Below are 23,547 nucleotides of genomic sequence, written 5' to 3' on the forward strand. Positions count from 1 at the left end.
GTGGCGGTGTGTCCGAGGAGCAGATCGGTCAGCAGGTCAGCCCGGCGCAGGAGGCGGCGGCCGGGGCTGAGCCGACGCCGCAGGCCCGGGAGCGGCATGCCACGCTCAGCCAGGAGCTGACCGAGCATCAGTACCGCTACTACGTGCTTGACACGCCGACCATTCCCGACGCCGACTTCGACAGGCAGTTGCGCGAGCTGGAGGCGCTGGAGGCGGAGTTCCCGGCGCTGCGGACACCCGACTCGCCGACCCAGCGCGTGGGCGGCACGTTCTCCACCGACTTCACCCCGGTCACCCACGCCGAACGGATGCTCTCCCTCGACAACGCCTTCGCCGACGAGGAGTTGGCCGCCTGGGCCGAGCGGGTCGAACGGGACGCTGGTGGCCCGGTGCCCTACCTGTGCGAGCTGAAGGTCGACGGGCTGGCCATCAACCTGACCTATGAGAAGGGCAGGCTGGTCCGGGCCGCCACCCGGGGTGACGGCCGCACCGGTGAGGACGTCACCGCCAACGTGCGCAGCATCCGGGACGTCCCCAGCCAGCTCACGCCGTCCGCCGAATTCCCGGACGTTCCCGAGCTGGTGGAGGTGCGGGGCGAGATCTACTTCCCGGTCGCCGCGTTCGCCGATCTCAACGCCGGCCTGGTGGAGCAGGGCCGCGCGCCCTTCGCCAACCCGCGCAACGCCGCGGCGGGCAGCCTGCGGCAGAAGGACCCACGGGTCACCGCCTCCCGGCCGCTGCGGCTGGTGGTGCACGGCATCGGCGCCCGCCGGGGGTTCCAGCCCAGCGCGCAGTCCGAGTCGTACGCGGCGCTCAGGTCCTGGGGGTTGCCGACCAGCGACCGTTGGCGGGTCGTTCCCGACCTGGCCGGCGTCGCGGAATACATCGGCTACTACGCCGAGCACCGGCACGACGTCGAGCACGAGATCGACGGCGTGGTGGTCAAGGTCGACCCGGTCTCCATCCAGGGCCGGCTGGGCTCGACCAGCCGCGCGCCCCGGTGGGCGATCGCCTTCAAGTACCCGCCGGAGGAGGTCACCACCAAGCTGCTCGACATCGACGTCAACGTGGGGCGCACCGGGCGGGTCACCCCGTTCGCCGTGCTGGAGCCGGTGCGGGTGGCCGGCTCCACAGTCGCGCTCGCGACCCTGCACAACGCCCGCGAGGTCGAGCGCAAGGGCGTGCTGATCGGTGACACGGTGGTGCTGCGCAAGGCCGGCGACGTGATTCCCGAGGTCCTGGGCCCGGTGGTCGACCTGCGTCCCGCCGACGCCCGGCCGTTCGTCATGCCGACGACCTGCCCGGCCTGCGGCACTCCGCTCGCGCCGTCGAAGGAGGGCGACGTCGACATCCGTTGCCCCAACACCCGCAGCTGCCCGGCCCAGCTGCGCGAGCGGGTGTTCCACCTTGCCGGTCGAGGCGCCTTCGACATCGAGGCGCTCGGCTACAAGGGCGCGGCGGCCCTGCTGGACGCGGAGGTCATCGCGGACGAGGGCGATCTGTTCCAGCTCGACGCCGAGCAGTTGGCCCGGTCCCCGTTCTTCGTCAACAAGGACGGCAGCCTGGGCAGCAACGCCAGCAAGTTGCTGGACAATCTGGCGGTCGCCCGGGAACGGGACCTGTGGCGGGTGCTTGTGGCGCTCTCCATCCGGCACGTCGGCCCCACCGCGGCCCAGGCGCTCGCCCGGCACTTCCGCTCGATGGACGCCATCGACGCGGCCAGCGAGGAGGAGCTGTCCTCGGTCGACGGGGTCGGGCCGACCATCGCGGCGAGCCTCCGCGAGTGGTTCGCTGTCGACTGGCACCGCGAGGTCGTCCGCAAGTGGGCCGAGGCCGGCGTACGGATGGCGGAGGAGGCGGGCGACGAGGGGCCGCGCCCGCTGGAGGGGTTGACGGTGGTGGTGACCGGCACGCTCGCCGGTTTCTCCCGGGACCAGGCCGCCGAGGCCGTCCAGAGCCGGGGCGGCAAGGTCAGCGGGTCGGTCTCCAAGAAGACGAGCTTCGTGGTGGTGGGGGACAACCCGGGGTCCAAGGCCGACAAGGCGGCCAGCCTCAAGGTGCCGGTGCTCGACGAGGCCGGGTTCCAGCTCCTGCTGGACGCGGGCCCGGACGCCGCACGGGAGGTCGCCCAACCGGGCGGCTGACCGCGCGCCCGGCGTCGGGTGGCGACTGGTCGCGTATACCAACTTAATTACGACTACGACCGATTCGTGACTGTCATACGGGGAAACCAGGGCCCGAGGGCGTTTCATTGGGTCACGGCGTGCGCACCGGCACGCCGACGGTCGGTCGGGAGGGTGTCGTGGAGGTCGCCGACCCACGCAACTCACTGCCCCCGGGACGGGTGGCACCGTTCACTGCCTTCGTCGTCGGCATCCTGGTGGTGGCCACGGCAACCGCCGCCGTTCCACTCGCGACGCTTCCCGACGAGGTGTCCGGGCTGCCTGTGGCGTTCTGGACGATGGCCGCGCTCGCCGTGGTCTGCGATGCCCGCCCGTTCGTCCCGCCAGGGCGTCGGCAGACCTCGGCGGTGTTCCCCTCGACCTGCTTCACCTTCGCGATCCTGCTCGGCTGGGGCCTCGGCCCGGCGGTGCTGGTGCAGGCGGTGGGGGTGGTCGTCTCGGGCTGGCGGATGCGGCACGCGGCGTGGCGGACGGCGTTCAACGTCGGGCAGTACGCGTGTGCCCTCGCCGCCGGGTACGGCGTGCTCCTGCTCGGGCCCGGCACCATCTTCTCCGGCGGGCGGTTGCACTGGACCGACGTGGCTGCCGTCGGCGGCGCGACGCTTGCCTGGTTCGTCGTCAACTACGGGTTGGTCAGCTGGGCGGTGCGGCTGCGCTTCGGGGGCCGGTGGTGGCCCACCCTGCGGCAGGGCCTCGGCTTCGAGTTGCTGTCCACCGGCTCACTGCTGCTGCTCGCCCCGGTGCTGGTCGCCGCGGCGCGGGTCAGCGCGGCGCTGATCCCGCTGGTGCTGGTGCCGCTGTTCGCCGTCTACCGGATGGCGCGGCTGACCGTCGAACAGCAGCACCTCGCCGCCGCCGACCCGCTGACCGGTCTGCCCAACCGCAAGGCCCTGTTGGCCGAGGTGGCCGAGCAGGTGCACGTGCACGCCGAGCGGACGGCCCGTGGCGAACCCGACGGCCAGTTGGCGCTGCTCTTGATCGACCTGGACCGCTTCAAGAACGTGAACGACGCCCTCGGGCACGCCGTGGGCGACCGGCTGCTGGTCGAGGTGAGTGCGCGGCTCACCGACGTGCGGCCCCGACCGCAGATGATCGCCCGGCTCGGCGGCGACGAGTTCGCCATCGTGATGACCGGGCTGACCGACGTCGGTCAGGCGCGGGAGTTGGCCGACCAGGTGGTCGAGGCGCTGGCCGAGCCGGTGCCGCTCGACGGGCTTCCGTTGGACGTGGGCGGGTCGATCGGGATTGCCCTCTTTCCCGAACACGGTGAGGACTTCGCCACCCTGATGCGCCACGCCGACGTGGCGATGTACGACGCCAAGCACCGCAACGACACGGTGGCCGTCTACGCCCCCGAGTCCGACCACAACTCCGCCGAGCGTCTCGGTCTCCTCGCCGACCTGCGCCGGGTGCTCGAGTCCGGCCCACCGGTCGACGGGCCGTTCGACGCCGAGCCGGCCGCTCACCGCCACCGTGAGGGCGCGCCCGAACGGGGTGACGGGCACGGCCGGGACGGCGGGCCAAGTGAGGTGGTCGGCGTACCCCTGAATGCGACGGCCGAGGTGCGCGGCGGCGACGGGGCGGCGCTGCCCACCGGGACGCCGGCCGAGGCCGCCCCGCACACGGACCCGGCGCCGGCGGTCGCGACGGCGCCGTCGTCGGGTGGCCGCTGGTGGGGACGCCGTCGGCGCGACGACGCCGAACTGCCGCACGCCGACGAGCTGATCAACCAGATCGCCACCGGCGCCGACCCGATCCGGGGCCGCAACACCCGTGCCGCGGTCACCGGCAACCGGTCGGGTCGGGCTCGGGAGCGACGCGCCGGGCTCGGCAACGGCCGGCGGTCCCCGAACGCCAGCGCGGTCGCCGCGCTGGGCAACGGCGGCCTCGGGCCGGCGCGGGACATCGGACCGGACTCACCCGGGCGACCGCTCGAACCGACGGGGTGGGCGCACGCCGACGGCGGGCCGCCCGACGACGCCGGGGAAATCACCATGTACTACCAGCCGCAGATCGCCATCGCTACCGGCGAGGTGGTCGGTGTCGAGGCCCTGCTGCGGTGGCGACACCCGCGACGGGGCATGGTCGACCCGGAGGAGCTCATCCGGGTCGCCGAGCAGAGCGCGGTGATGCGGCTGCTCACCCGGCGGGTGGTCGACGACGTGGTGGAGCAGCTCGCCAAGTGGTCGGCGGCCGGCATCGGTCTGCGCGCGGCGCTGAACGTGAGCGTGCGCGACCTGCACACCGGCGAGATCGCCGACCAGATCGCCGACCGGCTGGCCCGCTACGGGGTGCCGGCCGAGCGGCTACAGGTGGAGATCACCGAGGGTGCGTTGATGGCCGACCCGCGCCGGGTGCTGGCGACCATCTCCCAGCTGCACCGGATCGGGGTGGGCATCGCGCTTGACGACTTCGGCACCGGCTACTCCTCGCTGCAACACCTCCGCAGGTTGCCGCTGTCCGAGGTGAAGGTGGACCGGTCGTTCGTCCTCGGCATGGCCGACGACGCCGACGACGCGGCGATCGTCCGGTCGATGATCGAGTTGGCCGGGGCGCTGGGATTGCGGGTGGTGGCCGAGGGCGTCGAGGACGAACGGACCTGGCGGATGCTGCACGCCGCTGGCTGCGACGCGGCGCAGGGCTGGTTCTACGCCCGACCCATGCCCGCCGCGGAGCTTGTCACCTGGCTGGCCCGGTACCGGCCGGTGCGCCCCACCGGCGGGCACCCGCAGGCGGACATCGCGCGCCGCCCCACCCGCTGACCCGGCACGAGGGCCGCCGGAGGGGGAGTCCGGGGACGCGGCGCCGGAGCGGAACAATAGACTCGCTCCGGTCACCGCGCGTCACGCTCCAGTCGTCGCGCGGCCGGCACACCGCCCGACCAGCAGGACATCAGAAGGGGGCACGGATGGCCGCCATCTCCCGCGAGGAGGTCGCGCACCTGGCGCGCCTGTCGCGGCTCGCCGTCACCGAGGAGGAGCTGGACACGTTCGCCGGTCAGCTCGACGAGATCCTCCAGGCGGTCGCCCAGGTCGGCGAGGTCGCCGCCGCGGACATTCCGCCGACCTCGCACTCGGTGCCGTTGACAAACGTCTTCCGCGAGGACGTGGTGACGCCGTGCCTGACCCCGGAGGAGGCGCTGTCGGGCGCGCCCGACGCCGAGGACCAGCGGTTCCGCGTACCGCGGATCCTGACCGAGGATGTGGCCTCATGAGCGATCTGACCAGAATGACCGCGACGGAGATCGCGGCCCTGGTCGCCGGGGGCGAGACCTCCGCCGTCGAGGTGACCCAGGCGCACCTGGACCGGATCGCCGCTGTCGACGACCGGGTGCACGCCTTCCTGCACGTCGACACCGACGGCGCGCTCGCCGCGGCCCGCGCGGTCGACGAGCGCCGCGCCGCCGGCGAGGAGCTGGGCCCCCTCGCGGGTGTGCCGGTCGCGGTCAAGGACGTGCTCGCCACCCGGGGCGTCCCGACCACCGTGGGCTCCAAGATCCTTGAGGGCTGGCGTCCGCCGTACGACGCGACGATCGTGCAGCGGCTGCGTGACGCCGGCACGGTGATGCTCGGCAAGACCAACATGGACGAGTTCGCGATGGGCTCCTCCACCGAATACTCGGCGTACGGGCCGACGCACAACCCGTGGGACCTGAGCCGGATCCCGGGCGGCTCGGGTGGTGGCAGCGCCGCCGCGCTGGCCGCGTACGAGGCGCCGCTGGCGATCGGCTCGGACACCGGCGGCTCGATCCGCCAGCCCGGAGCGGTCACCGGCACCGTGGGCGCGAAGCCCACCTACGGCGGCACCTCCCGCTACGGGCTTGTCGCCTTCTCCTCGTCGCTGGACACTCCCGGCCCGTGCGCCCGGAACGTGCTCGACGCGGCACTGCTGCACCAGGTGATCGGCGGGCACGACCCGCGGGACTCCACCTCGATCCCGCAGCCGGTGCCGGACGTGGTGGCGGCGGCGAAGCGCGGCGCGACAGGTGACCTGACCGGCATGCGGCTCGGCATCGTGAGCGAGTTCGTCGGCGAGGGCGCCGAGCCGGGCGTGATGGCGGCGTTCCGCGAGTCGGTGGACGCCCTGACCAAGATGGGCGCCGAGGTCGTGGAGATCTCCTGCCCGACGTTCTCGTACGCGCTGCCGGCGTATTACCTGATCGCCCCGAGCGAGTGCTCCTCCAACCTGGCCCGGTTCGACGGCGTCCGGTTCGGCCTGCGGGTCGGCGACGACGGCAACCGGTCGCTGGAGGAGGTCATGTCGCTGACCCGGGAGGCCGGCTTCGGCCCGGAGGTCAAGCGCCGCATCATGGTCGGCACGTACGCGCTGTCGTCGGGTTACTACGACGCGTACTACGGGCAGGCGCAGAAGGTCCGGACGCTGATCACCCGGGACTTCAACACGGCGTTCGAGCAGGTCGACGCGTTGATCTCGCCGACCACGCCGTCGGTGGCGTTCCCGATCGGCACGCGTACCGCCGACCCGTACCAGATGTACCTGGCCGACCTGTACACGATCCCGACGAACCTGTACGGCGGGCCGGGCATCTCGGTGCCCTGTGGGCTCTCCGAGGGGTTGCCTGTCGGTTTGCAGGTGATGGCCCCGACGATGGCGGACGACCGGATGTACCGGGTCGCCGCCGCGTTGGAGTCCGCCATCGGCACGTTCACTCCGCCGACGCTGTAACGCCGCCGCCACCGGCCCCGACGGATCCGTCCGTCGGGGCCGGCGCCGGTGTCACATCCCCGCCCGGTCGCGCCGACGCGACAAGTGCCCCGGTGCCGCCGCGGACACATCGGTAGCGTTGCTCGCCGGGGGTCGGGAAACCCGGGCGACGCCCTACCCGGCAACCCCATTAGGCTGGACAGGTTCTGTCCGGATCGCGCCTGGAGCGTCTCATGACCACGACACTGCCCGCGTACGACGAGGTCGTTGCGCGCTTCGAACCGGTGATCGGCCTGGAGACCCACGTCGAGCTGGGCACGAACACCAAGATGTGGTGCGGCTGCCCGACCGACTTCGGTGGCGCGCCGAACACCCGGGTCTGCCCGGTCTGCCTGGGCCTGCCCGGGTCGCTGCCGGTGGCCAACAAGGCGGCGATCGAGGCGATCATCCGGATCGGCCTCGCGTTGAACTGTTCGATCGCCGAGTGGTGCCGGTTCGCCCGGAAGAACTACTTCTACCCGGACATGCCGAAGAACTTCCAGATCAGCCAGTACGACGAGCCGATCTGCATCGACGGTTACCTGGACGTCGAGGTGGGCGGCGAGACGGTGCGGATCGAGATCGAGCGGGTGCACCTGGAGGAGGACACCGGCAAGACGCTGCACGTCGGTGGCGCCACCGGCCGCATCCACGGCGCGACCGAGTCGCTCGTCGACTACAACCGGGCCGGCATCCCGCTCGTCGAGATCGTCACCAAGCCGATCACGGGCACCGGAGCGCTCGCCCCCGAGGTGGCCAAGGCGTACGTCACGGAGCTGCGCGACGTGATCCGCACCCTCGGCGTCTCGGACGTGCGGATGGAGGAGGGTTCGCTGCGCTGCGACGTGAACACCTCGCTCAATCTGCCGGGCCAGGAGTGGGGCACCCGTACCGAGACGAAGAACGTCAACTCGCTGCGGTCGGTGGAGCGCGCGGTCCGTTCGGAGATGCTGCGGCAGGCGTCGGTGCTCGACGCGGGCGGCCGGATCACCCAGGAGACCCGGCACTTCCACGAGGACACCGGCGACACCACCCCGGGCCGCTCGAAGGAGACGGCCACCGACTACCGGTACTTCCCGGAGCCGGACCTGGTGCCGGTCGCCCCGGATCCGGCCTGGGTCGCCGAGTTGAAGGCGGCGCTGCCGGAGCTGCCCCGGGTGCACCGGCGTCGGCTCCAGGAGCAGTGGGGCCTGTCGGACCTGGACATGCAGTCGGTGCTGAACGCCGGCGCGGTCGAGCTGATCGAGGCCACCGTGGCGGCGGGCACCACCCCGGCGGCGGCCCGCAAGTGGTGGCTGGGTGAGCTGTCCCGCCGGGCCAACGAGAGCGGCGTGGAGCTGGCCGAGATCGGCGCCACCCCGGCCCAGGTCGCCGAGTTGCAGGGGCTTGTCGACGCCGGCAAGCTCAACGACAAGATGGCCCGGACGGTGCTGGAGGGCGTGGTCGACGGTGAGGGTTCGCCTACCGAGATCATGACCAACCGGGGCCTGGAGGTCGTGTCGGACACCGGCGCGCTCACCGCCGCCGTGGACGAGGCGATCGCCGCGAACCCCGCCATCGCCGACAAGATCCGCAGCGGCAAGGTCGCCGCGGTCGGCGCGCTGGTCGGCGCGGTCATGAAGACCACCCGGGGCCAGGCCGACGCGAAGACCCTGCGTGAGCTGATCCTGGAGCGCCTCGGCGTCCAGGGCTGAGACCCACCCGGAAGGCCGCCGCCGCGACCCGGTGGCGGCCTTCCGTCAACCTGTCGACCACGCGGCCACCCCGCACCCCTCGCGAGGGCGTCAACGGCGACGCCCGAATGGAGCCACCGTGACCCAGCACGACCTCGATGTCCTCGACGAGATCCAGCGGCGGGTGCTCTGGCTCGCCACCCGGATCGTGGACGCCGCCAACCACGACCGGGCCACCGGTGACGGGGTGAAGGTCGGCGGCCACCAGGCGTCCAGCGCCTCCCTCGTCACGGCGATGACCGCGCTGTGGTTCGCGCACCTGGACGCCGAGGACCGGGTCGCCGTGAAGCCGCACGCGTCCCCGGTGTTCCACGCCATCCAGTACCTGCTCGGCAACCTGGACCGCTCCTACCTGCCCCGGCTGCGGGCCCGCGGCGGCCTCCAGTCGTACCCGTCGCGGACCAAGGACCCCGACGAGGTGGACTTCTCCACCGGGTCGGTGGGGCTGGGCGCGGCGGCGCCGCTCTTCGCCGCCGCCACCCGGCGGTACGTCGACGCGCACTTCGGGGCCCGACCGCACTCCCGGTTCGTGGCGCTGATCGGTGACGCCGAGCTGGACGAGGGCAACATCTGGGAGGCGGTCGCCGACCCCGCCACCACCGGGCTGGGCAACGTCATGTGGCTTGTCGACTTCAACAGGCAGTCGCTGGACCGGGTGGTGCCGGGCATCCGGATCAACCAGTGGCGCGGCCAGTTCGAGGCGGCCGGCTGGCACGTCGTGGAGGTCAAGTACGGTCGGCGGCTCGCCGAGGCGTACGCCCGGCCGGGTGGCGAGGCGCTGCGCGACTGGATCGACGCGATGCCCAACGAGCAGTACCAGTCACTGTTCGGGTTGACCGGCCCGGTGCTGCGCAAGCAGTTCCTGGACGGCGCGCCGGCGGGCATCGACGAGCTGATCGCGCACGTCAGCGACGAGGAGCTGAGCCCGCTCGTCACCGACCTGGGCGGGCACGACCTGTCCGCGATGCTCGACGCGTACGCCCAGTGCGACGCGGTCACCGACCGGCCCAGCGTCGTCTTCGCGTACACGGTGAAGGGTTGGGGTCTGCCCATCGCCGGCAACCCGCGCAACCACTCCGCGCTGCTCAGCTCCGAGCAGGTCGACACACTGCGGGCCGCGCAGGGGTTGACCGCCGAGACCGAGTGGGACCGCCTGGACCCGGCGTCACCGGCCGGCATCCGGGCCGGCGCCCGCCGGGAGGCGCTGTCCCGCGCGCCCCGCGAGCGCGCGCTGGGGGTCACCGTCCCGGAGAGCACTGGAGTACGCGCGACCAAGCCGATCTCCACGCAGGAGGTCTTCGGGCGGGTGCTTGTGGACCTGGCGCGCAACCGGGAGGTGGGCCGCTACCTGGTGACCACCGCCCCGGACGTGGCCACCTCCACCAACCTGGCCGGGTTCATCAACAAGACCGGGGTGTTCGCCCCCACCGAGCAGCGTTCCTGGACCGAGGACCGGATGCTGCGCTGGACGGAGAGCCCCGCCGGGCAGCACATCGAGCTGGGCATCTCGGAGATGAACCTGTTCCTGCTGCTCGGTCAGCTCGGCCTGTCCTGGGACCTGTCCGGGCAGCCGCTGCTGCCGGTGGGCACTGTCTACGACCCGTTCGTGCTGCGCGGCCTCGACGCGTTCCTGTACGGCACCTACTCGGGCTCCCGGTTCGTGGTGGCCGGCACCCCGTCCGGCATCACCCTCGCTCCGGAGGGTGGCGCCCACCAGTCCACGATCACCGCGTCGGTGGGCCTGGAACTGCCCGGGGTGACCTTCGTCGAACCGGCGTACGCGGCCAGCCTGGACTGGCTGCTCTGCGACGCGCTGGGGCAGATCGCCGGCGGGTCGACCCCGGCGGCGACCGCCGCGCCCGCCGAGGACGGCGCGTACTACTTCCGGCTGAGCACCCGCCCGCTGGACCAGGCGCCGTTCGAGGCGGCCCGGACCCGGCTCGGTGACGCGGTGCTGCGCCGGCAGGTGGTCGCCGGGGCGTACCGGCTGGTCGACGCGCACCAGGCGTACCCGCACCTGGTCGACGCCCCGGTGGTGCAACTGGCCGCCTCCGGCGCGGTGCTGCCCGAGGTGCTGGCCGCCGCGGCGGAGCTGGCCGACGAGGGCATCGCCGCGCACGTGGTGGACGTGACGAGCCTCGACCGGCTCTACCGGGCCTGGCAGCGCACCCTGCGCCAGGGCGTACGGACGGCCACGGTGCCCAGCGTGCCGGGCGCGCTGCGGTCCGCGTTCGCCGACCGAGTGCCGGTGGTGACAGTGCACGACGCCGCGTCGCACGCGATGGCCTGGCTCGGTTCGGCGGTCGGCGCGCCGGCGGTGCCGCTCGGCGTGGACGAGTTCGGCCAGTCCGGCAGCGTCGCCGAGCTGTACGACCTGCACGACCTGCTGCCCGGCAGCATCGTCAACGCCGCCCTGGCCGCCATCGCCCTGCGCTGACCCGGCCGCGACTGGGTCAGCGCACGGAGCCGGCCGCGGGGGGCCGGGATCAGCTGGTCGGGGATGGGGTCGGGCTCTGCAGGGGGTCGGGTGACCCCGGCGCGCCCCCGCTCGGCGTCGGGGTGACCGACGCCGGCGCGCCCTGCGCCGGATCGGCCACCACGTGCCGCTCCAGGTTCACCTGGGACTGGCCGGTGCCGCCCACTGTGATGTCGTCGTACGCCTGGAGCATCTTCTGCTGGTCGAAGTAGAGAACCGTCATCGTCAGCGGCGTGGGTTTCTCGCCCTCCAGGCCGCGCAGGCCGGCGCCGCCGGTGGAACCCTCGACCATCAGTGCGGTGGGCTGCTGGCCGGGCACCTGGGGCAACCGGGACACCTGCCGCGCGTGGGTGTGCCCGGCCAGCACCAGCGGGCAGGTGCCGGAGAGCGGCCCGGCCGACGCCGGGTCGTGCACAAGCGCGATGTTCACCGGCTGGGGTGCGCGGCGCACAGTTGTCGCGAGCTGCTCGCCCGCGCCGATCACCTGGTCGGCAACCTGCTGGGTGAGGCCGCTGCCGGCGGGGGAGGTGTTCTTGTCCGGGGTGAAGCGGGGGTCGCCGATGCCGGCGATGGTCAGCCCGGCGACTGTCGTCGTCGAGTTGTTCAGCACTATCGCGTTCGGCTGGCGGGCGACGGCGGCGGCGGTCTTGCCGGAGTCGTGGTTGCCCCGGATGAAGACGTACGGCTTCTTGAGCAGGCTGATCGAGCCGACGAAGGACGCCTCCGGCTCGCTGCCCCAGTCGGTGATGTCGCCGGTGTCGATCACCACGTCGATGCCGAACTGCTCCACCACCGTCCGGATCAGCTGCCAGCCGGTCGGGTTGAGGTGCATGTCGGAGACGTGCAGCACCCGCGTGGTGCCCGGGGTCGGCTCCAACAGCGGGAGCGCCGAGACGGTGGTGTAGAGCTGGCTGACGTTGCCGACGAGGCGTTGCAACTGCTCCGCGTACTTCGTGTAGTCGTTGGCGATCCGGCGCGCGTCGCCGACGATGGCGGGCGCGTTGACGAGCAACCCCTCGTAGCGGGGCTCCTCGATCGCCTGGGGACGGATGGTGGCCGCCGCCGTGCCGAGGCTCCCGGCGGTGACAAGCAGCGCGAGCCCACCCGCCCAGGCGGTCCGTCGGACGTTGCGGAAGATCAGCCCGGCCAGGATGAGGGTGACGAGCACCGACGCGCCGAGGGCCCGCAGGCCGAGCCGCATCACACCGGAGCGGACGTCCTCCACGGCGCTCTGGCTGGCCCGGCTGATGCTTGCCGGGTCGTCGATCAGCGCCTCGGTGCGTCCCTGGTCGAGCGCGCCCAGCCGCACGGTGAGGTGGGTCGGCCCGTCGTGGCTGTCGAGCAGCAGCGCGCCGAGCGGCGGTATGTCGACGGTGGTGCCGCCGTCGCGGGCGGGGGAGATGCTGAGGTTGGCCCGGAACGGCCCGATGTCGGTGTCCACCCGACCGCCGGCCAGCACCCCGAGCACCGCGCCGGCCAGGGCGACGGCGAGGACGGCGACGATCAGCCCGATGCGGCGCAGCGGGCCGCCGGGGGCGACCAGTGAGCGCCTCGGGCGTGGCGAATCGCCGTCGGTCACCGGGACGTCCCGGTCACCGGCGTCGTCGTGCTGCTCGTCGCGCTGCCCGTCCATGCTGAGATTCTGACCTGCCCATCGGAGGATCTTGGTAAACCTGAACGGATGGTGACGAAGTCAGCTGCGGCCGCCGTCGCCGCCCGCGAAGACCACCCGCAGGAGCCGGTCGTCGTCGCCGGCGGGGCTGCCTCGCCCGTCGTGGTTGGAGGTGCTCACCCAGAGCGAACCGTCCGGTGCGGCGGCGACCGCGCGCAGTCGGCCGTACCGGTTGGTGAGCAGCTCACTGGGCTGACCGAGCAGCGTGCCGGTGTCGGTCAGCTCCATCACCCAGAGGCGTTTGCCGCGTAGGCAGCCGGTGACAAGCAGCCGGTCCGTGGCGGCCAGACCCGAGCAGGACGCGTCCTCGGTCGCCCACTGCGTGATCGGGTCGGTGAACCGTCGGTCGCCGGCCCGCCCCTCGACCTCCGGCCAGCCGTAGTTGTCGCCCTTGGTGATCTGGTTGATCTCGTCCCAGGTGTTCTGGCCGAACTCGACGGCGTACATCCGCTTGGCGGCGTCCCAGGCGAAGCCCTGGACGTTGCGGTGCCCCTGGGACCAGACCGGGGAACCGGGGTACGGGTTGCCAGCGGCGGGCTTGCCGTCCCGGGTGATCCGGAGGATCTTGCCGCCGAGGCTCTTCACGTCCTGGGAGAGGGGACGCTGACCCGCGTCACCGGTGCTGACGTAGAGCTGCCCGTCCGGGCCGAAACCCAACCCGCCGCCGTTGTGCACGTTGGCCTTGGGGATGCCGGTGAGGATCGGGGTGGGCTGCCCACCGAGTTGCAGCCGGGCGACCCGGTTGTCCCGCTCGGCGGTGTAGTAGACGAAGAGCGTGCGGTCTTTGGCGTAGTCGGGGGAGACGGCGATGCCGAGCAGGCCGCCCTCGCCGGCCGCGGCCACGTCGGCGATCGTCTGCACCGGGCGGATCCGCAGCCCGTCCGGCCCGGACTCGGGGCCGACCTGCACGATCCGACCACTGTCCCGTTCGGTGACAAGCGCGGCCCCGTCCGGCAGGAAGGCGATGGCCCACGGCACCCGCAGACCCTTCGCGAGGACCGTCGCCACCGCCTGCTGGCCGGCGCCGCCGGGGCTCGCCGACGCGGACGGGGTCGGCAGGTTGGGCGGCTCGCCGGCCGGGTCGGGCTCCGGTTCGCCGAAGCTGCAACCCGCGGTGAGCAGCAGTGCGGCGCAGGACGCCGCGAGGGCCACCCGGAGGCTACGGACGCGAGGGTACGGGGGACGGGCTCTCACCCGGCCCAGGGTAGCCCGCCGGACGGCCCGGTCGAGTCCGATGGGTGCCGGCGACCCCGGCCGGCGCACCGTTCACCGGGCCCGTACGGCAAGCAGCGCGGTGTCGTCCTCACGGTGGCGGATCGACGCGAGCAGCAGGTCGCACAGCTTGTCGAGGGGCAGCGTGTCGGTGCCGGTCAGCCGGACCACCAGCTCGGTCAACCCCTCGTCGATGGATCGGTCCCGCCGTTCGATCAGCCCGTCGGTGTAGAGCAGCAGCGTGTCGCCGGTGGCCAGGCTCGTCGACTGGCTGGTCCGCGGCGACGGCCGGGCCAGGCCGAGCAGCGGCTCCGGTGTCGCCTCGAGCATCTCGACCGCCCCGCCGACGCGGACCACCAGGGCCGGTGGGTGCCCGGCGTTGGACCAGGTCACCTCGTGGACGCCGGCGTCCGGTGGACAGATCCGGACCAGCGTCGCGGTGGCGGCGATCGGCAGCTTCAGGCCACGGATCGCGCCGTCCAGGTTGCTCAGCAGCGCCCCGACCGTGTCCGGCCGGCCGAAGGCGTTGCCCCGCACCAGGTTGCGCAGCTGACCCATTGTCGCCGCCGCTTCGATGTCGTGCCCGGCCACGTCCCCGATCGCCGCGATCAGGTCGCCGTCGGGCTGGAGGAACGCGTCGTACCAGTCACCGCCCACCTCCACCCGGTCGGCCGCCGGCTGGTAGCGGGCCGCCAACTCCAGCCCCGCCACGACCGGCAGCCGCGGCAGCATGCTGTGTTGCAGGACCTCGGCGACGTGTCGCTGCTCGCCGTACATCGAGCTGTTGCCGACGGCCTGGCCGGCTCTGCGGCCGATCTCGACAGCGGTGAGCAGGTCGCGGTCGTCGAACTGCTGCCGCTCGGCGCCGTTGACAAGAGTGATCGCGCCCAGCACGGTGCCGCCGACGCCCCGCACGGGCACGCTCAGGTAGGACGCGATGCCCAGGCGGGCGGCGATCGGCGCCATCTCCGGGTCGGTGGTGCCCCTCGTCACGTCGGCCAGCGACGCGATGCTGCCCAGCCGGGGCTGGCCGGTCCGGAGCACCGCCCGGATGGACGAGTCCGGGCTCAGCCCGGTGCGCAGCAACTCACCGAAGCGGTCGATGTCCGCGGCCCGGGCCGGATCGCGGTGCACCGAGACCACCTCGCGGGGCAGGCCGGTCGGGTCGATCAGGGTGAGCAGGCACCAGTCGGCGAGCAGCGGCACCATGGCGCCCGCGAGCCGGCGCAGCGCGGTGCCCACGTCCAGCGTGCCGGCCAGCGTCTCGCTCACCCCGGCCAGCAGCTCCAGCCGCTCGTGTGCCTGCACGACCCGCCGCCGGGCCTCCTGCGCGCCGTCCAACGCGATGCGCAGTCGCAGCTCCGACGAGCAGGCGGCGGCCAGGTCGGCCAGGGTCCGCAGCTGCGCGGCGGTCCACGCGCGGGGCTTGCTGTCGATGGCGCACAGCGAACCGAGCACCCGGCCGGAGAGGTCGGTCAGCGGCATCCCGGCGTACGCGACAACGCCGAGGTCGTCGATTGCCAGATTGTCCCGGACGCGGGGGTAGAGCCGGGCGTCCGGCAACACCATCGGCACCTCGATGTCCACCACGTGCTGGCAGAACGAGTGGCTCAACGGGGTCTGCCGGCGCTCCGACCAGGGCTGCGGCAACCCGAACGCGCCCGGGAAGAACTGCCGGTCGGCGGAGACCAGGGAGACCAACGCGACAGGCACGTCCAGCAGGTCGCTGACCAGCCGGGCGAACCTGTCGAACGCCTCGTCCGGGGCGGCGTCGAGCCCGGTGTCGGCGAGCGCGCGCAGCCGCTCCGGGTCGCCGAGCGCCGCAGGTGCGGCGATCAGACGCCGGGCGGTGTCGGGGGAGCCGTCGGTCATCGAGCACCTGTCTGCCGGGGCGGAGGCCGACCGGCCCTCCGACCCTTCGTTATACCTCGTCCAGGCCCGGGTCGAACATCGGTGTGCTGAGTCTCGCCCGCCCCGGCTCCGCGCGCCATCCCCCGGGACGCCGGTTCGCGCCCGCCCCGGCCGCGCCGGCGGGGACTATCGTCGGCTGACGTGAAGGTATGGATCCCGAACCAGGCCGGCCTGACCCTGATGGGCGAGCTGCCCCCGGACGTGACGGTGGAGGTCCTGGAGCACGCCGACCGACTGCCCTCGGAGGTCGCCGACGTCCGCGTCTGGGTGCCACCGTTCCTGACCGGCACCGACGCGACGGCGCTGCTGCGTGAGCTGCCCGACCTGGAGGTGGTGCAGCTGCTCTCCGCCGGGGCGGACGCCTGGGCCGGCCGGACACCGCCGGGCGTCACCCTCTGCGACGCCCGGGGCGTGCACGACCCGTCCACCGCCGAGTGGGTCGTCACCGCGATCCTCGCCCAGCTGCGGGCCTTCCCGGCGTTCGTCCGTGCCCAGGCCGAACGGCGCTGGGCGTACCAGGGAAACGCCCCGACCGACGAGCTGACCGGCAAGCGGGTGCTCATCATCGGGGCCGGTTCGATCGGCACCGCGGTGCGCGACCGGCTCGCCCCCTTCGAGGTGAGCTTCACCCTGGTCGCCAGGACGGCCCGCCCGGAGCAGGGGGTGCACGCCGTCGAGGAGTTGCCCCGGCTGCTGCCCGAGGCGGACGTGGTGGTGGTGCTGGTACCGCTCACCGACCAGACGCGCGGCCTGATCGACAAGGACTTCCTGGCCGCGATGCCGGACGGGGCGCTGCTTGTCAACGCCGCCCGGGGGCCGGTGGCACACACCGAGGCGCTTGTCGCCGAGTTGGGCACCGGCCGGATCTCGGCCGCGCTGGACGTCACCGACCCGGAGCCGCTGCCCGCCGACTCTCCGCTCTGGGCGATGCCGAACGTGCTGCTCACCCCGCACGTGGCCGGGTCGGTGCGCGGCCTGCTGCCGCGGGCCTACCGACTGGTCGGCGACCAGGTTCGCCGGTTCGCCGCCGGGCAGCCGCTGATCAACGCGGTCGTCGACGGCTACTGACCCGACACCTCAGCCGGCGTGGGGCAGGGTCTGACCGGTGGCCGAGATCAGCCGGGGCAGGTCCACGCCACGGACGGCCGGCAGGGCGACCTGCTGGCCGTCGTCGAGCCGGGCGACCGCTCGCCCGCGCTGGTCGGTGGTCAGCTCGACGACCCGGTCCCAGGTGAGGCGGCGTTGCCCGACCAGCGCCCGTAGGCGCAGTTCCCGCGCGTCGGCGTCGGTGCCGGCCCGCCAGACCCACACCGCGACGGCGAGCGGAACGAGCAGCACCGGTAGCAGGTAGAGCCGGGCGTTGGCCAGTGGCAGGGCACCGACGAAGGCGATGACCGAGGCGACCAGGATGGCTTGGTTGTACCGGAAGCGGACCGTGTCGGGCTTACTCACCCTCCGATGATCCCACTCCCGACCGGTCCGGCTCGCGGCGGGCGGTGCCGAGGGGGTGGTACGTCGTACAGTGACACCGGTCGTTGTCTCCCCTGGGTGACCGACACGTAACCAATTCGGCCGCCGATCGTTCACAATTGTTGGACAGCGGACCAGATGTGTCCGGTGTCCCGCACCGTCGTACCGCCCCGTGCCCCCTCACGAAGGCGACCGCCGTGCTCCTCGCGTACCCGTTCCGCATCCTCGTCCCCCGTCGGGCACTGGAGACCGCCACGTCCACGGCGGTGGCGCTCCTCCTCTTCGCCGGTGCCCTCGACCTGGTGTCGCCTCCGGTGGTGATCGCGCTGGCGGCCGGCGCCGGCGCCACGCTCGCCGGGGTACGGCTCTCCCGGCTGGCCATGTCCCGCCGTGCCGACCCGTCGCCGCGCTTGGCAGGCGTGCTGCTCGACTCGGCGGTGGTGACGGCCGGTCTGACCGCTGCCGTACTGCCGTTGGCCGGTGGCGGGCACACCGTCGCCGGGCTGGTCGGGTCACTGGTCGTGGCCCTCCTCGCCGGGGCCGGGCTGCTCCAGCTTCCCGGCCGGGCGCGGCCGGCCGTCGGGGTCCGGTTGCGCTGGCTGGTCGAGTCGGCCGGTCCGGCCGTCGGGTTGGCCCTTGCCGGCTGGCTGCTGCTGCCCCGTGCCGGCCTGCCGGTTCCGGTCCGGCTGCTTGCCGCCTTGGCGCTCGGCGGGCTGGGGATGGCCGCGCTCACCGCGTTCGCCGGGCCGCGGCGACGTTCGGTGACGGCGGTCTGCCGGGGCGGCGTCCTGCTCACCCTGGGCGGGCTGGTGCTGCTGGCCACGCTGCCGTCCGCGCCGGCCGGGCGGGTGACCCTGCTGTCCGTACCCCCGCTGGTGTTCGGAATGCTGCTGGTCGCGGTCGGTGCTGTCGACGCGGCCGACGCGGGCGGCACCGAGCCGGCGGAGCCGGTCGCGTCGGCCTGGCCCCGGTCGGTGCTCCCCGCCGCGGTGCTCCTGCTGGCGGCGGGTCCGCACCTGGGCTCCGGCCACACGCCGGATCGGACGAGCGTGTTGCTGGCCCTGGCGGCGGTGCCGCCCCTGGTGCTGCGCGAGCTGCTGCGCGCGGGGGACGCGCCCGCCTCGGCGCGACCCGCCGCACATCGCCGGCTCGCCGGCGGCCCGGTGCGGCACCGCCACACGGCCCCGCCAGGGTGGCTGGGTGGCCTTCCGCCCGCGGAGCCTCCGCACGACAGGCGCGACAGTGCCGGTGACCCGGCCGGACCGGTCACCGCGAACGTTGCCGGCTCGACCTGGCCACCGGAGGACGGCGCCGGCTGGTCGGCGCTGAGCCGGCGGCCCGTTCCGGCCGGAGGTGGTCCGCCCGGTGACCGGGCCGCGCTGTTGGACGCCCTCGCCGCGATCGGCGACGTACCGGCGCCGTCCGGCGCGCTGCTGCTTGTGGACCTGCACGTCACCGACGGGATCGGCCCGACCGCCCGGGAGGACGTGCTGGCCGAGGCGGTGCACCGGGTCCGCGCCGTCATCGCCGCCGACGACCTGGTCACCGGCTGCACGGGTGCCGGCTTCGCCGTGGTCACCGCGGCCGGCCCGGTGCTGGCGTACGCGCTGGGCACCCGGCTGCTGGCCGCGCTCGCCCCGCCCTACCGGTTCGCCGGATCAATGGTGCGCGCGCAGACCAGCATCGGGTTGGCCGAGGTGAGCGGTGACCGGCCCGCGGACGTGCTCCGTCAGGCCGAGCTGGCCCGGCGGCGGGCCGTGCAACTGGGCCGGGACCGGGTCGAGTGGTACGACGCGTTCCTGGAGGAACAGCTGGTCCGCCGGCTCGACCTGGAACGCGAACTGCCCGGCGCGGTGGCCCGTGGCGAGTTGGATCTCGTCTACCAGCCGGTGGTCGACCTGACCGACGGGCAACCGGTGGGCGCGGAGGCGTTGCTGCGCTGGCGGAGCCCGGTGCTCGGCACTGTGCTTCCGGCCGAGCTGCTGCCGGTGGCCGAGGATCTGGACCTGGTCGGCGAGTTGGAGTGGTGGGTGCTGGACCGGGCCTGCCGGCAGTTGTCCGACTGGTCGGTGGGCGTCCGGGAGTTGTGGATGGCGGTCAACGTCACGACCCGGGAGCTGACGACGCCCGACTTCGTGCAGCGGGCGGCGGCAGTGCTTGCCGCGTACGGGGTGCCACCGGAGCGGCTGGTGGTGGAGGTGAGCGAGCCGAGGGTGGCGGGTGACCTGCCGACCGTGGTGGCCCGGTTGGCCGGGCTGCGGTCGCTTGGCGTCCGCACCGCGCTTGACGACTTCCGGGCCGAGCACGCCTCGCTGGCCCAGCTCCGCCGGCTGCCGATCGACCTGCTCAAGGTGGGCCCGGAGTTGGTGGGCGCCCGGCCGGACGGGCAGCCGCCGCTGATCGACGTGGTGGTCAACGTCGGTGAGCGGCTGGGCGTCGAGATCGTCGCCGAGGAGTTGGAGTCGTCGACGCAGGTCGAGGTGGCCCGCCGGGGCGGCTGCCGGTACGGGCAGGGGTTCGCGTTGGCGCGCCCGGCGACGGCCGAACGGGTCGAGGCGTACTTCGAGGAGTTTCCCTCAGCGTCCCGCTGAACCGGTTCATCTCTCTCGGGGCGGTGCGGTGCTGCCCCGCGGGGTCAGCTGCGGCGTCTCGTCCTGCATCCGGCCCACCGGTTCCCCGCCGATCACGGCGAGCAGTTGCCGGGCGGCGTGCGCGCCGTACGCCGGGATGTCCCGGCCCAGCGCGGTCAGCGGCGGGTGCACCAGCCGGCACAGCGGCGAGTCGTCCCAGGCCACGATGGACAGATCACCGGGGACGGTGAGCCCCATCTCCTGGGCGACGGAGAGCCCGGCGATGGCCATCACGTCGTTGTCGTAGATGACGGCGGTGGGCCGCTGGGCGGAGCTGAGCAGCCGGCGGGTGGCCCGACCGCCCTCCTCGCCGGTGTAGTCGGACCAGACGGTGACCGCGTCGACCAGGTCGAGTCGGTGACACACCGCCGCGAACGCGTCGGTGCGGATCTCGGTGTGCCGCAGGTCGGGCAGGCCGGCGACCCGGGCGATCCGCCGGTGCCCGAGCGCGACAAGGTATTCCACAGTCTCGGTCAACGCCGCCGCGTCGTCGGACCAGAGGCTGGCCAGCGCGCCGGTGCCACCGGGTCCGCCGATCACCACGGCGGGCAGTTGCAGCCGCTCCAGGGCGGGGATGCGCCGGTCGTCGGTGCGTAGGTCGCAGACGAGCACCCCGTCCACCCGCCGCTCGCCCCACCAGCGCCGGTAGACCGCGATCTCGGCGTCCGGATCGGTCACCACCTGGAGGGTCAGCGCGTACGAGCGGGCGGACAGCTCGGCCTCGACGCCACTGATCAGGGCCATGAAGAACGGCTCGACGCCGAGGATCCGGGCCGGTCGGCACAGGGCCAGGCCGACCGCCCCGGCGGTGGCGGCGGAGAGGGCGCGGGCGGCGCTGCTCGGGCTGAACCCGATCTCCGTGGCGATGGCCAGGATGCGCTGCCGGGTGGCCTCGGAGACCCCGGGCTGCCCGTTCAACGCGTACGACACGGCGCCCTTGGACACCCCGGCGTGCCGGGCGACGTCGGCGATGGTCGGCCGCTTCACCGGCGTGCTCCTTCGCTCTCTGACCGTTGACAGTCCGAACTCCGAACCGTACGGTGGCTCAGCTTATCCGGTTCAGTGGGCGTTCTTCGATGCAGAAGGTGCGGTGCGGAGTTGAGCCGACAGGCACTCTACGACGGTTGGACCCTGCGGGCGGCATCCGGAGCGCAGGTGCCCGCCGACATCGCCGGGCGGGCCGTGCCGGCGACAGTGCCCGGTTGCGTGCACACCGACCTGCTCGACGCCGGGCTGATCCCCGATCCCTACCTCGACGACAACGAGCTGGCCCTGGCCTGGATCGGGCGCACCGACTGGCACTACCGGACGAGCTTCCGGCGTCCCGTCGGCGACCACGACCGGGTGGACCTGGTCTGCGCCGGCCTGGACACCGTCGCCACGCTCACCGTCAACGGCGTCGAGGTCGGCCGCACCGCGAACATGCACCGTGGCTACCGGTTCGACGTCGGCGCGTTGCTGCGCGACGGCGACAACGACCTGACGGTGGCGTTCGACTCCGCGTACCGCTATGCCGAGGCGCAGCGGGAGCGGCTCGGCGACCGGCCCAACGCCTACCCGGAGCCGTTCCACTTCATCCGCAAGATGGCCTGCAACTTTGGCTGGGACTGGGGGCCGACACTGGTCACCGCCGGCATCTGGCAGGAGATCAGCCTGCACGCCTGGTCCACCGCCCGGCTGGACACCGTCCGTCCACTTGTCACGATGGACGGCCGCGACGGCCGGGTCGAGCTGCACATCGACATCGAGCGGGTCGCGGACGTTCCACTGACCGTCCGGGCCGTCGTCGCCGGCGCGCACGCCGAGGCGGTCGTCCCGGCCGGGCAGCGCACGGCCGTGCTGACCGTCACCGTCCGCGAGCCCGCACTCTGGTGGCCTCGAGGGTACGGCGAACAGGTGCGCCACCCGATCGAGGTGACCCTGTACGCGCCGCACGGCGAGACCCTGGACACCTGGTCGCACCGGATCGGCTTCCGCTCGGTGCGACTCGACACCACGCCCGACGAACACGGCACCCCGTTCACGCTGTCGGTAAACGACGTCCCGGTCTTCGTCCGCGGGGTCAACTGGATCCCCGACGACGTGTTCCCCACCCGGATCACCCGGGACCGGCTCGCCGAGCGGTTCGACCAGGCCGCCGAGGCCAACGTCAACCTGCTGCGCGTCTGGGGCGGCGGCCGGTACGAGTCGGCGGACTTCTACGACCTCGCCGACGAGCGCGGGCTCCTCGTCCAACAGGACTTCCTCTTCGCCTGCGCCGCGTACCCGGAGGAGGAGCCCTTCGCCAGCGAGGTCGCCGCCGAGGCCGCCGAGCAGGTCACCCGGCTGACGCCCCACCCGTCGCTGGTGCTGTGGACCGGCAACAACGAGAACATCTGGGGCTGGCACGACTGGGACTGGCAGCCGGCCCTCGCCGGGCGCACCTGGGGACGCGGCTACTACCTCGACGTGCTGCCCCGGATCGTCGGCGAGCTGGACCCCACCCGCCCGTACTGGCCGGGCAGCCCCTGGTCGGGCACCGAGGCGATCCACCCCAACGACCCGGCGCACGGCACCACCCACATCTGGGACGTGTGGAACACCGACGACTACACCAAATACCGGGAGTACGTGCCCCGCTTCGTCGCCGAGTTCGGCTACCAGGCCCCACCGGCGTACGCGACACTGCGCCGGGCACTGAGCGACGAACCCCTGGCGCACGACTCACCGGGCATGGCACACCACCAGAAGGCGGCAAACGGCGACGCCAAGCTCCAGCGGGGTCTGGACGCCCACCTGCCCGCACCGGCGGACTTCGACGACTGGCACTACCTGACCCAGCTCAACCAGGCCCGCGCCATCCAGCTCGGGGTGGAACACTTCCGGTCCCACCGGGGCATCTGCGCCGGCACCATCGTGTGGCAACTCAACGACTGCTGGCCGGTCACCTCCTGGTCGGCAGTCGACGGCGACGGCCGTCGCAAACCCCTGTGGTACGCGCTGCGCCACGCGTACGCCGACCGGCTGTTGACAGTGCAGCCCCGCGACGGTGGGCTGGCCCTCGTCGCGGTCAACGAGAGCGCCGACGCGTGGACGGCACCTGCCGCGGTCACCCGGTTCACGCTCACCGGGGAGCCGAGGGCGAAGACCTCGGTCGACCTCGACGTCCCGGCGTACTCCTCGGTGGTGCTGGCGCTGCCGGCGGACCTGGCGCGGCCCGAGGATGCCCGGCGCGAGTTGCTGGTCGCGGAGGCCGGCGACACCGCCGAGCGGGCGCTGTGGTTCTTCGCCGAGGATCGGGAGGTGGACTGGCCGGCGGCCGCCTGGGACGCGACTGTCGAGCCGTTCGACGGCGGGCAGCGGGTCCGGGTCACGGCCCGCACGGTGCTGCGAGACCTGACGCTCTACCCGGACCGGCTTGATCCTTCCGCCACAGTGGACACCGCGCTGGTCACGCTGCTGCCCGGCGAGTCGGTCACCTTCGCCGTACGGACCGGGGTCGTGTTGGACGCGGCGGCGCTGACCGCCCGGCCAGTGCTGCGCTGCGTCAACGACATCCAGCGGGTTTAGTTGCTGC

14 protein-coding genes are annotated in these 23,547 nt (G+C 73.0%); 9 read left to right on the forward strand and 5 right to left on the reverse strand.

The features are described from left to right. The first annotated feature begins 8 nt into the window (after positions 1-8). The 6 genes from ligA (at position 9) to ACQPWW_RS06940 (ending at position 11,057) form a co-directional block, all read left to right on the forward strand. Positions 9-2,144, forward strand: a complete 2,136-nt coding sequence (gene ligA, locus ACQPWW_RS06915) for an NAD-dependent DNA ligase LigA (protein ID WP_433130269.1) — start codon at positions 9-11, stop codon at positions 2,142-2,144. A 158-nt stretch (positions 2,145-2,302) separates the two neighbouring features. Further along, entirely contained in the window at positions 2,303-4,945 is a 2,643-nt protein-coding gene (locus ACQPWW_RS06920; RefSeq protein ID WP_433134180.1) for a putative bifunctional diguanylate cyclase/phosphodiesterase, read from the forward strand. A gap of 146 nt (positions 4,946-5,091) precedes the next feature. After that, on the forward strand, positions 5,092-5,397 hold the full coding sequence (gene gatC / locus ACQPWW_RS06925) for an Asp-tRNA(Asn)/Glu-tRNA(Gln) amidotransferase subunit GatC (RefSeq protein WP_433130271.1): 306 nt from the start codon (positions 5,092-5,094) through the stop codon (positions 5,395-5,397). Then, the gene (gene gatA, locus ACQPWW_RS06930; RefSeq protein ID WP_433130273.1) at positions 5,394-6,869 is read left to right on the forward strand and encodes an Asp-tRNA(Asn)/Glu-tRNA(Gln) amidotransferase subunit GatA; all 1,476 of its coding nucleotides are present in this window, start codon (positions 5,394-5,396) and stop codon (positions 6,867-6,869) included. Before gatC ends, gatA begins: the two co-directional genes overlap by 4 nt. 212 nt (positions 6,870-7,081) lie before the next feature. Then, a complete protein-coding gene (gene gatB, locus ACQPWW_RS06935) occupies positions 7,082-8,581 on the forward strand; it encodes an Asp-tRNA(Asn)/Glu-tRNA(Gln) amidotransferase subunit GatB (protein ID WP_433130275.1) in 1,500 nt (499 codons plus the stop codon). A gap of 118 nt (positions 8,582-8,699) precedes the next feature. Beyond that, positions 8,700-11,057, forward strand: a complete 2,358-nt coding sequence (locus ACQPWW_RS06940; protein WP_433130277.1) for a transketolase-like TK C-terminal-containing protein — start codon at positions 8,700-8,702, stop codon at positions 11,055-11,057. A 49-nt stretch (positions 11,058-11,106) separates the two neighbouring features. Here ACQPWW_RS06940 and ACQPWW_RS06945 read toward each other — a convergent pair whose 3' ends face one another. The 3 genes from ACQPWW_RS06945 to ACQPWW_RS06955 form a co-directional block, all read right to left on the reverse strand. Further along, positions 11,107-12,729 carry a metallophosphoesterase gene (locus ACQPWW_RS06945; RefSeq protein WP_433130279.1) on the reverse strand — a complete coding sequence of 541 codons (1,623 nt, stop codon included), beginning with the start codon at positions 12,727-12,729 and terminating at the stop codon, positions 11,107-11,109. A gap of 60 nt (positions 12,730-12,789) precedes the next feature. Next, positions 12,790-13,962, reverse strand: coding sequence for a PQQ-dependent sugar dehydrogenase (locus tag ACQPWW_RS06950; RefSeq protein WP_433130281.1), 1,173 nt, complete (start codon positions 13,960-13,962; stop codon positions 12,790-12,792). A 72-nt stretch (positions 13,963-14,034) separates the two neighbouring features. Next, positions 14,035-15,852: a SpoIIE family protein phosphatase gene (locus ACQPWW_RS06955; RefSeq protein ID WP_433130283.1), complete on the reverse strand. Its 1,818-nt coding sequence runs from the start codon at positions 15,850-15,852 to the stop codon at positions 14,035-14,037. 180 nt (positions 15,853-16,032) lie between these two features. On the opposite strand from ACQPWW_RS06955, the gene ACQPWW_RS06960 reads away from it, so the two are divergent. Then, positions 16,033-16,959, forward strand: a complete 927-nt coding sequence (locus ACQPWW_RS06960) for a 2-hydroxyacid dehydrogenase (RefSeq protein WP_433130285.1) — start codon at positions 16,033-16,035, stop codon at positions 16,957-16,959. A gap of 9 nt (positions 16,960-16,968) precedes the next feature. Here the strand turns inward: ACQPWW_RS06960 and ACQPWW_RS06965 are convergent, their stop codons facing one another. After that, positions 16,969-17,343 carry a PH domain-containing protein gene (locus ACQPWW_RS06965; protein ID WP_433130288.1) on the reverse strand — a complete coding sequence of 125 codons (375 nt, stop codon included), beginning with the start codon at positions 17,341-17,343 and terminating at the stop codon, positions 16,969-16,971. A 215-nt stretch (positions 17,344-17,558) separates the two neighbouring features. Between ACQPWW_RS06965 and ACQPWW_RS06970 the strand changes: the two genes are divergently transcribed. After that, a complete protein-coding gene (locus tag ACQPWW_RS06970; RefSeq protein ID WP_433130290.1) occupies positions 17,559-19,952 on the forward strand; it encodes a putative bifunctional diguanylate cyclase/phosphodiesterase in 2,394 nt (797 codons plus the stop codon). A 6-nt stretch (positions 19,953-19,958) separates the two neighbouring features. Here the strand turns inward: ACQPWW_RS06970 and ACQPWW_RS06975 are convergent, their stop codons facing one another. Continuing rightward, positions 19,959-20,978, reverse strand: a complete 1,020-nt coding sequence (locus ACQPWW_RS06975) for a LacI family DNA-binding transcriptional regulator (protein ID WP_433130292.1) — start codon at positions 20,976-20,978, stop codon at positions 19,959-19,961. 111 nt (positions 20,979-21,089) lie between these two features. On the opposite strand from ACQPWW_RS06975, the gene ACQPWW_RS06980 reads away from it, so the two are divergent. Further along, entirely contained in the window at positions 21,090-23,540 is a 2,451-nt protein-coding gene (locus tag ACQPWW_RS06980; protein ID WP_433130294.1) for a glycoside hydrolase family 2 protein, read from the forward strand. Positions 23,541-23,547 lie beyond the last annotated feature (7 nt).

It is taken from the genome of Micromonospora sp. CA-240977 (assembly GCF_050942285.1).
In the GTDB taxonomy this organism is placed as follows: domain Bacteria; phylum Actinomycetota; class Actinomycetes; order Mycobacteriales; family Micromonosporaceae; genus Micromonospora.

Coding starts and splice junctions, on each gene's coding strand:
- ACQPWW_RS06955 (WP_433130283.1), bottom strand. CDS start 15,852: ATGACCGACGGCTCCCCCGACACCGCCCGGCGTCTGATCGCCGCACCT.
- gatC (WP_433130271.1), top strand. CDS start 5,092: ATGGCCGCCATCTCCCGCGAGGAGGTCGCGCACCTGGCGCGCCTGTCG.
- gatA (WP_433130273.1), top strand. CDS start 5,394: ATGAGCGATCTGACCAGAATGACCGCGACGGAGATCGCGGCCCTGGTC.
- gatB (WP_433130275.1), top strand. CDS start 7,082: ATGACCACGACACTGCCCGCGTACGACGAGGTCGTTGCGCGCTTCGAA.
- ACQPWW_RS06945 (WP_433130279.1), bottom strand. CDS start 12,729: ATGGACGGGCAGCGCGACGAGCAGCACGACGACGCCGGTGACCGGGAC.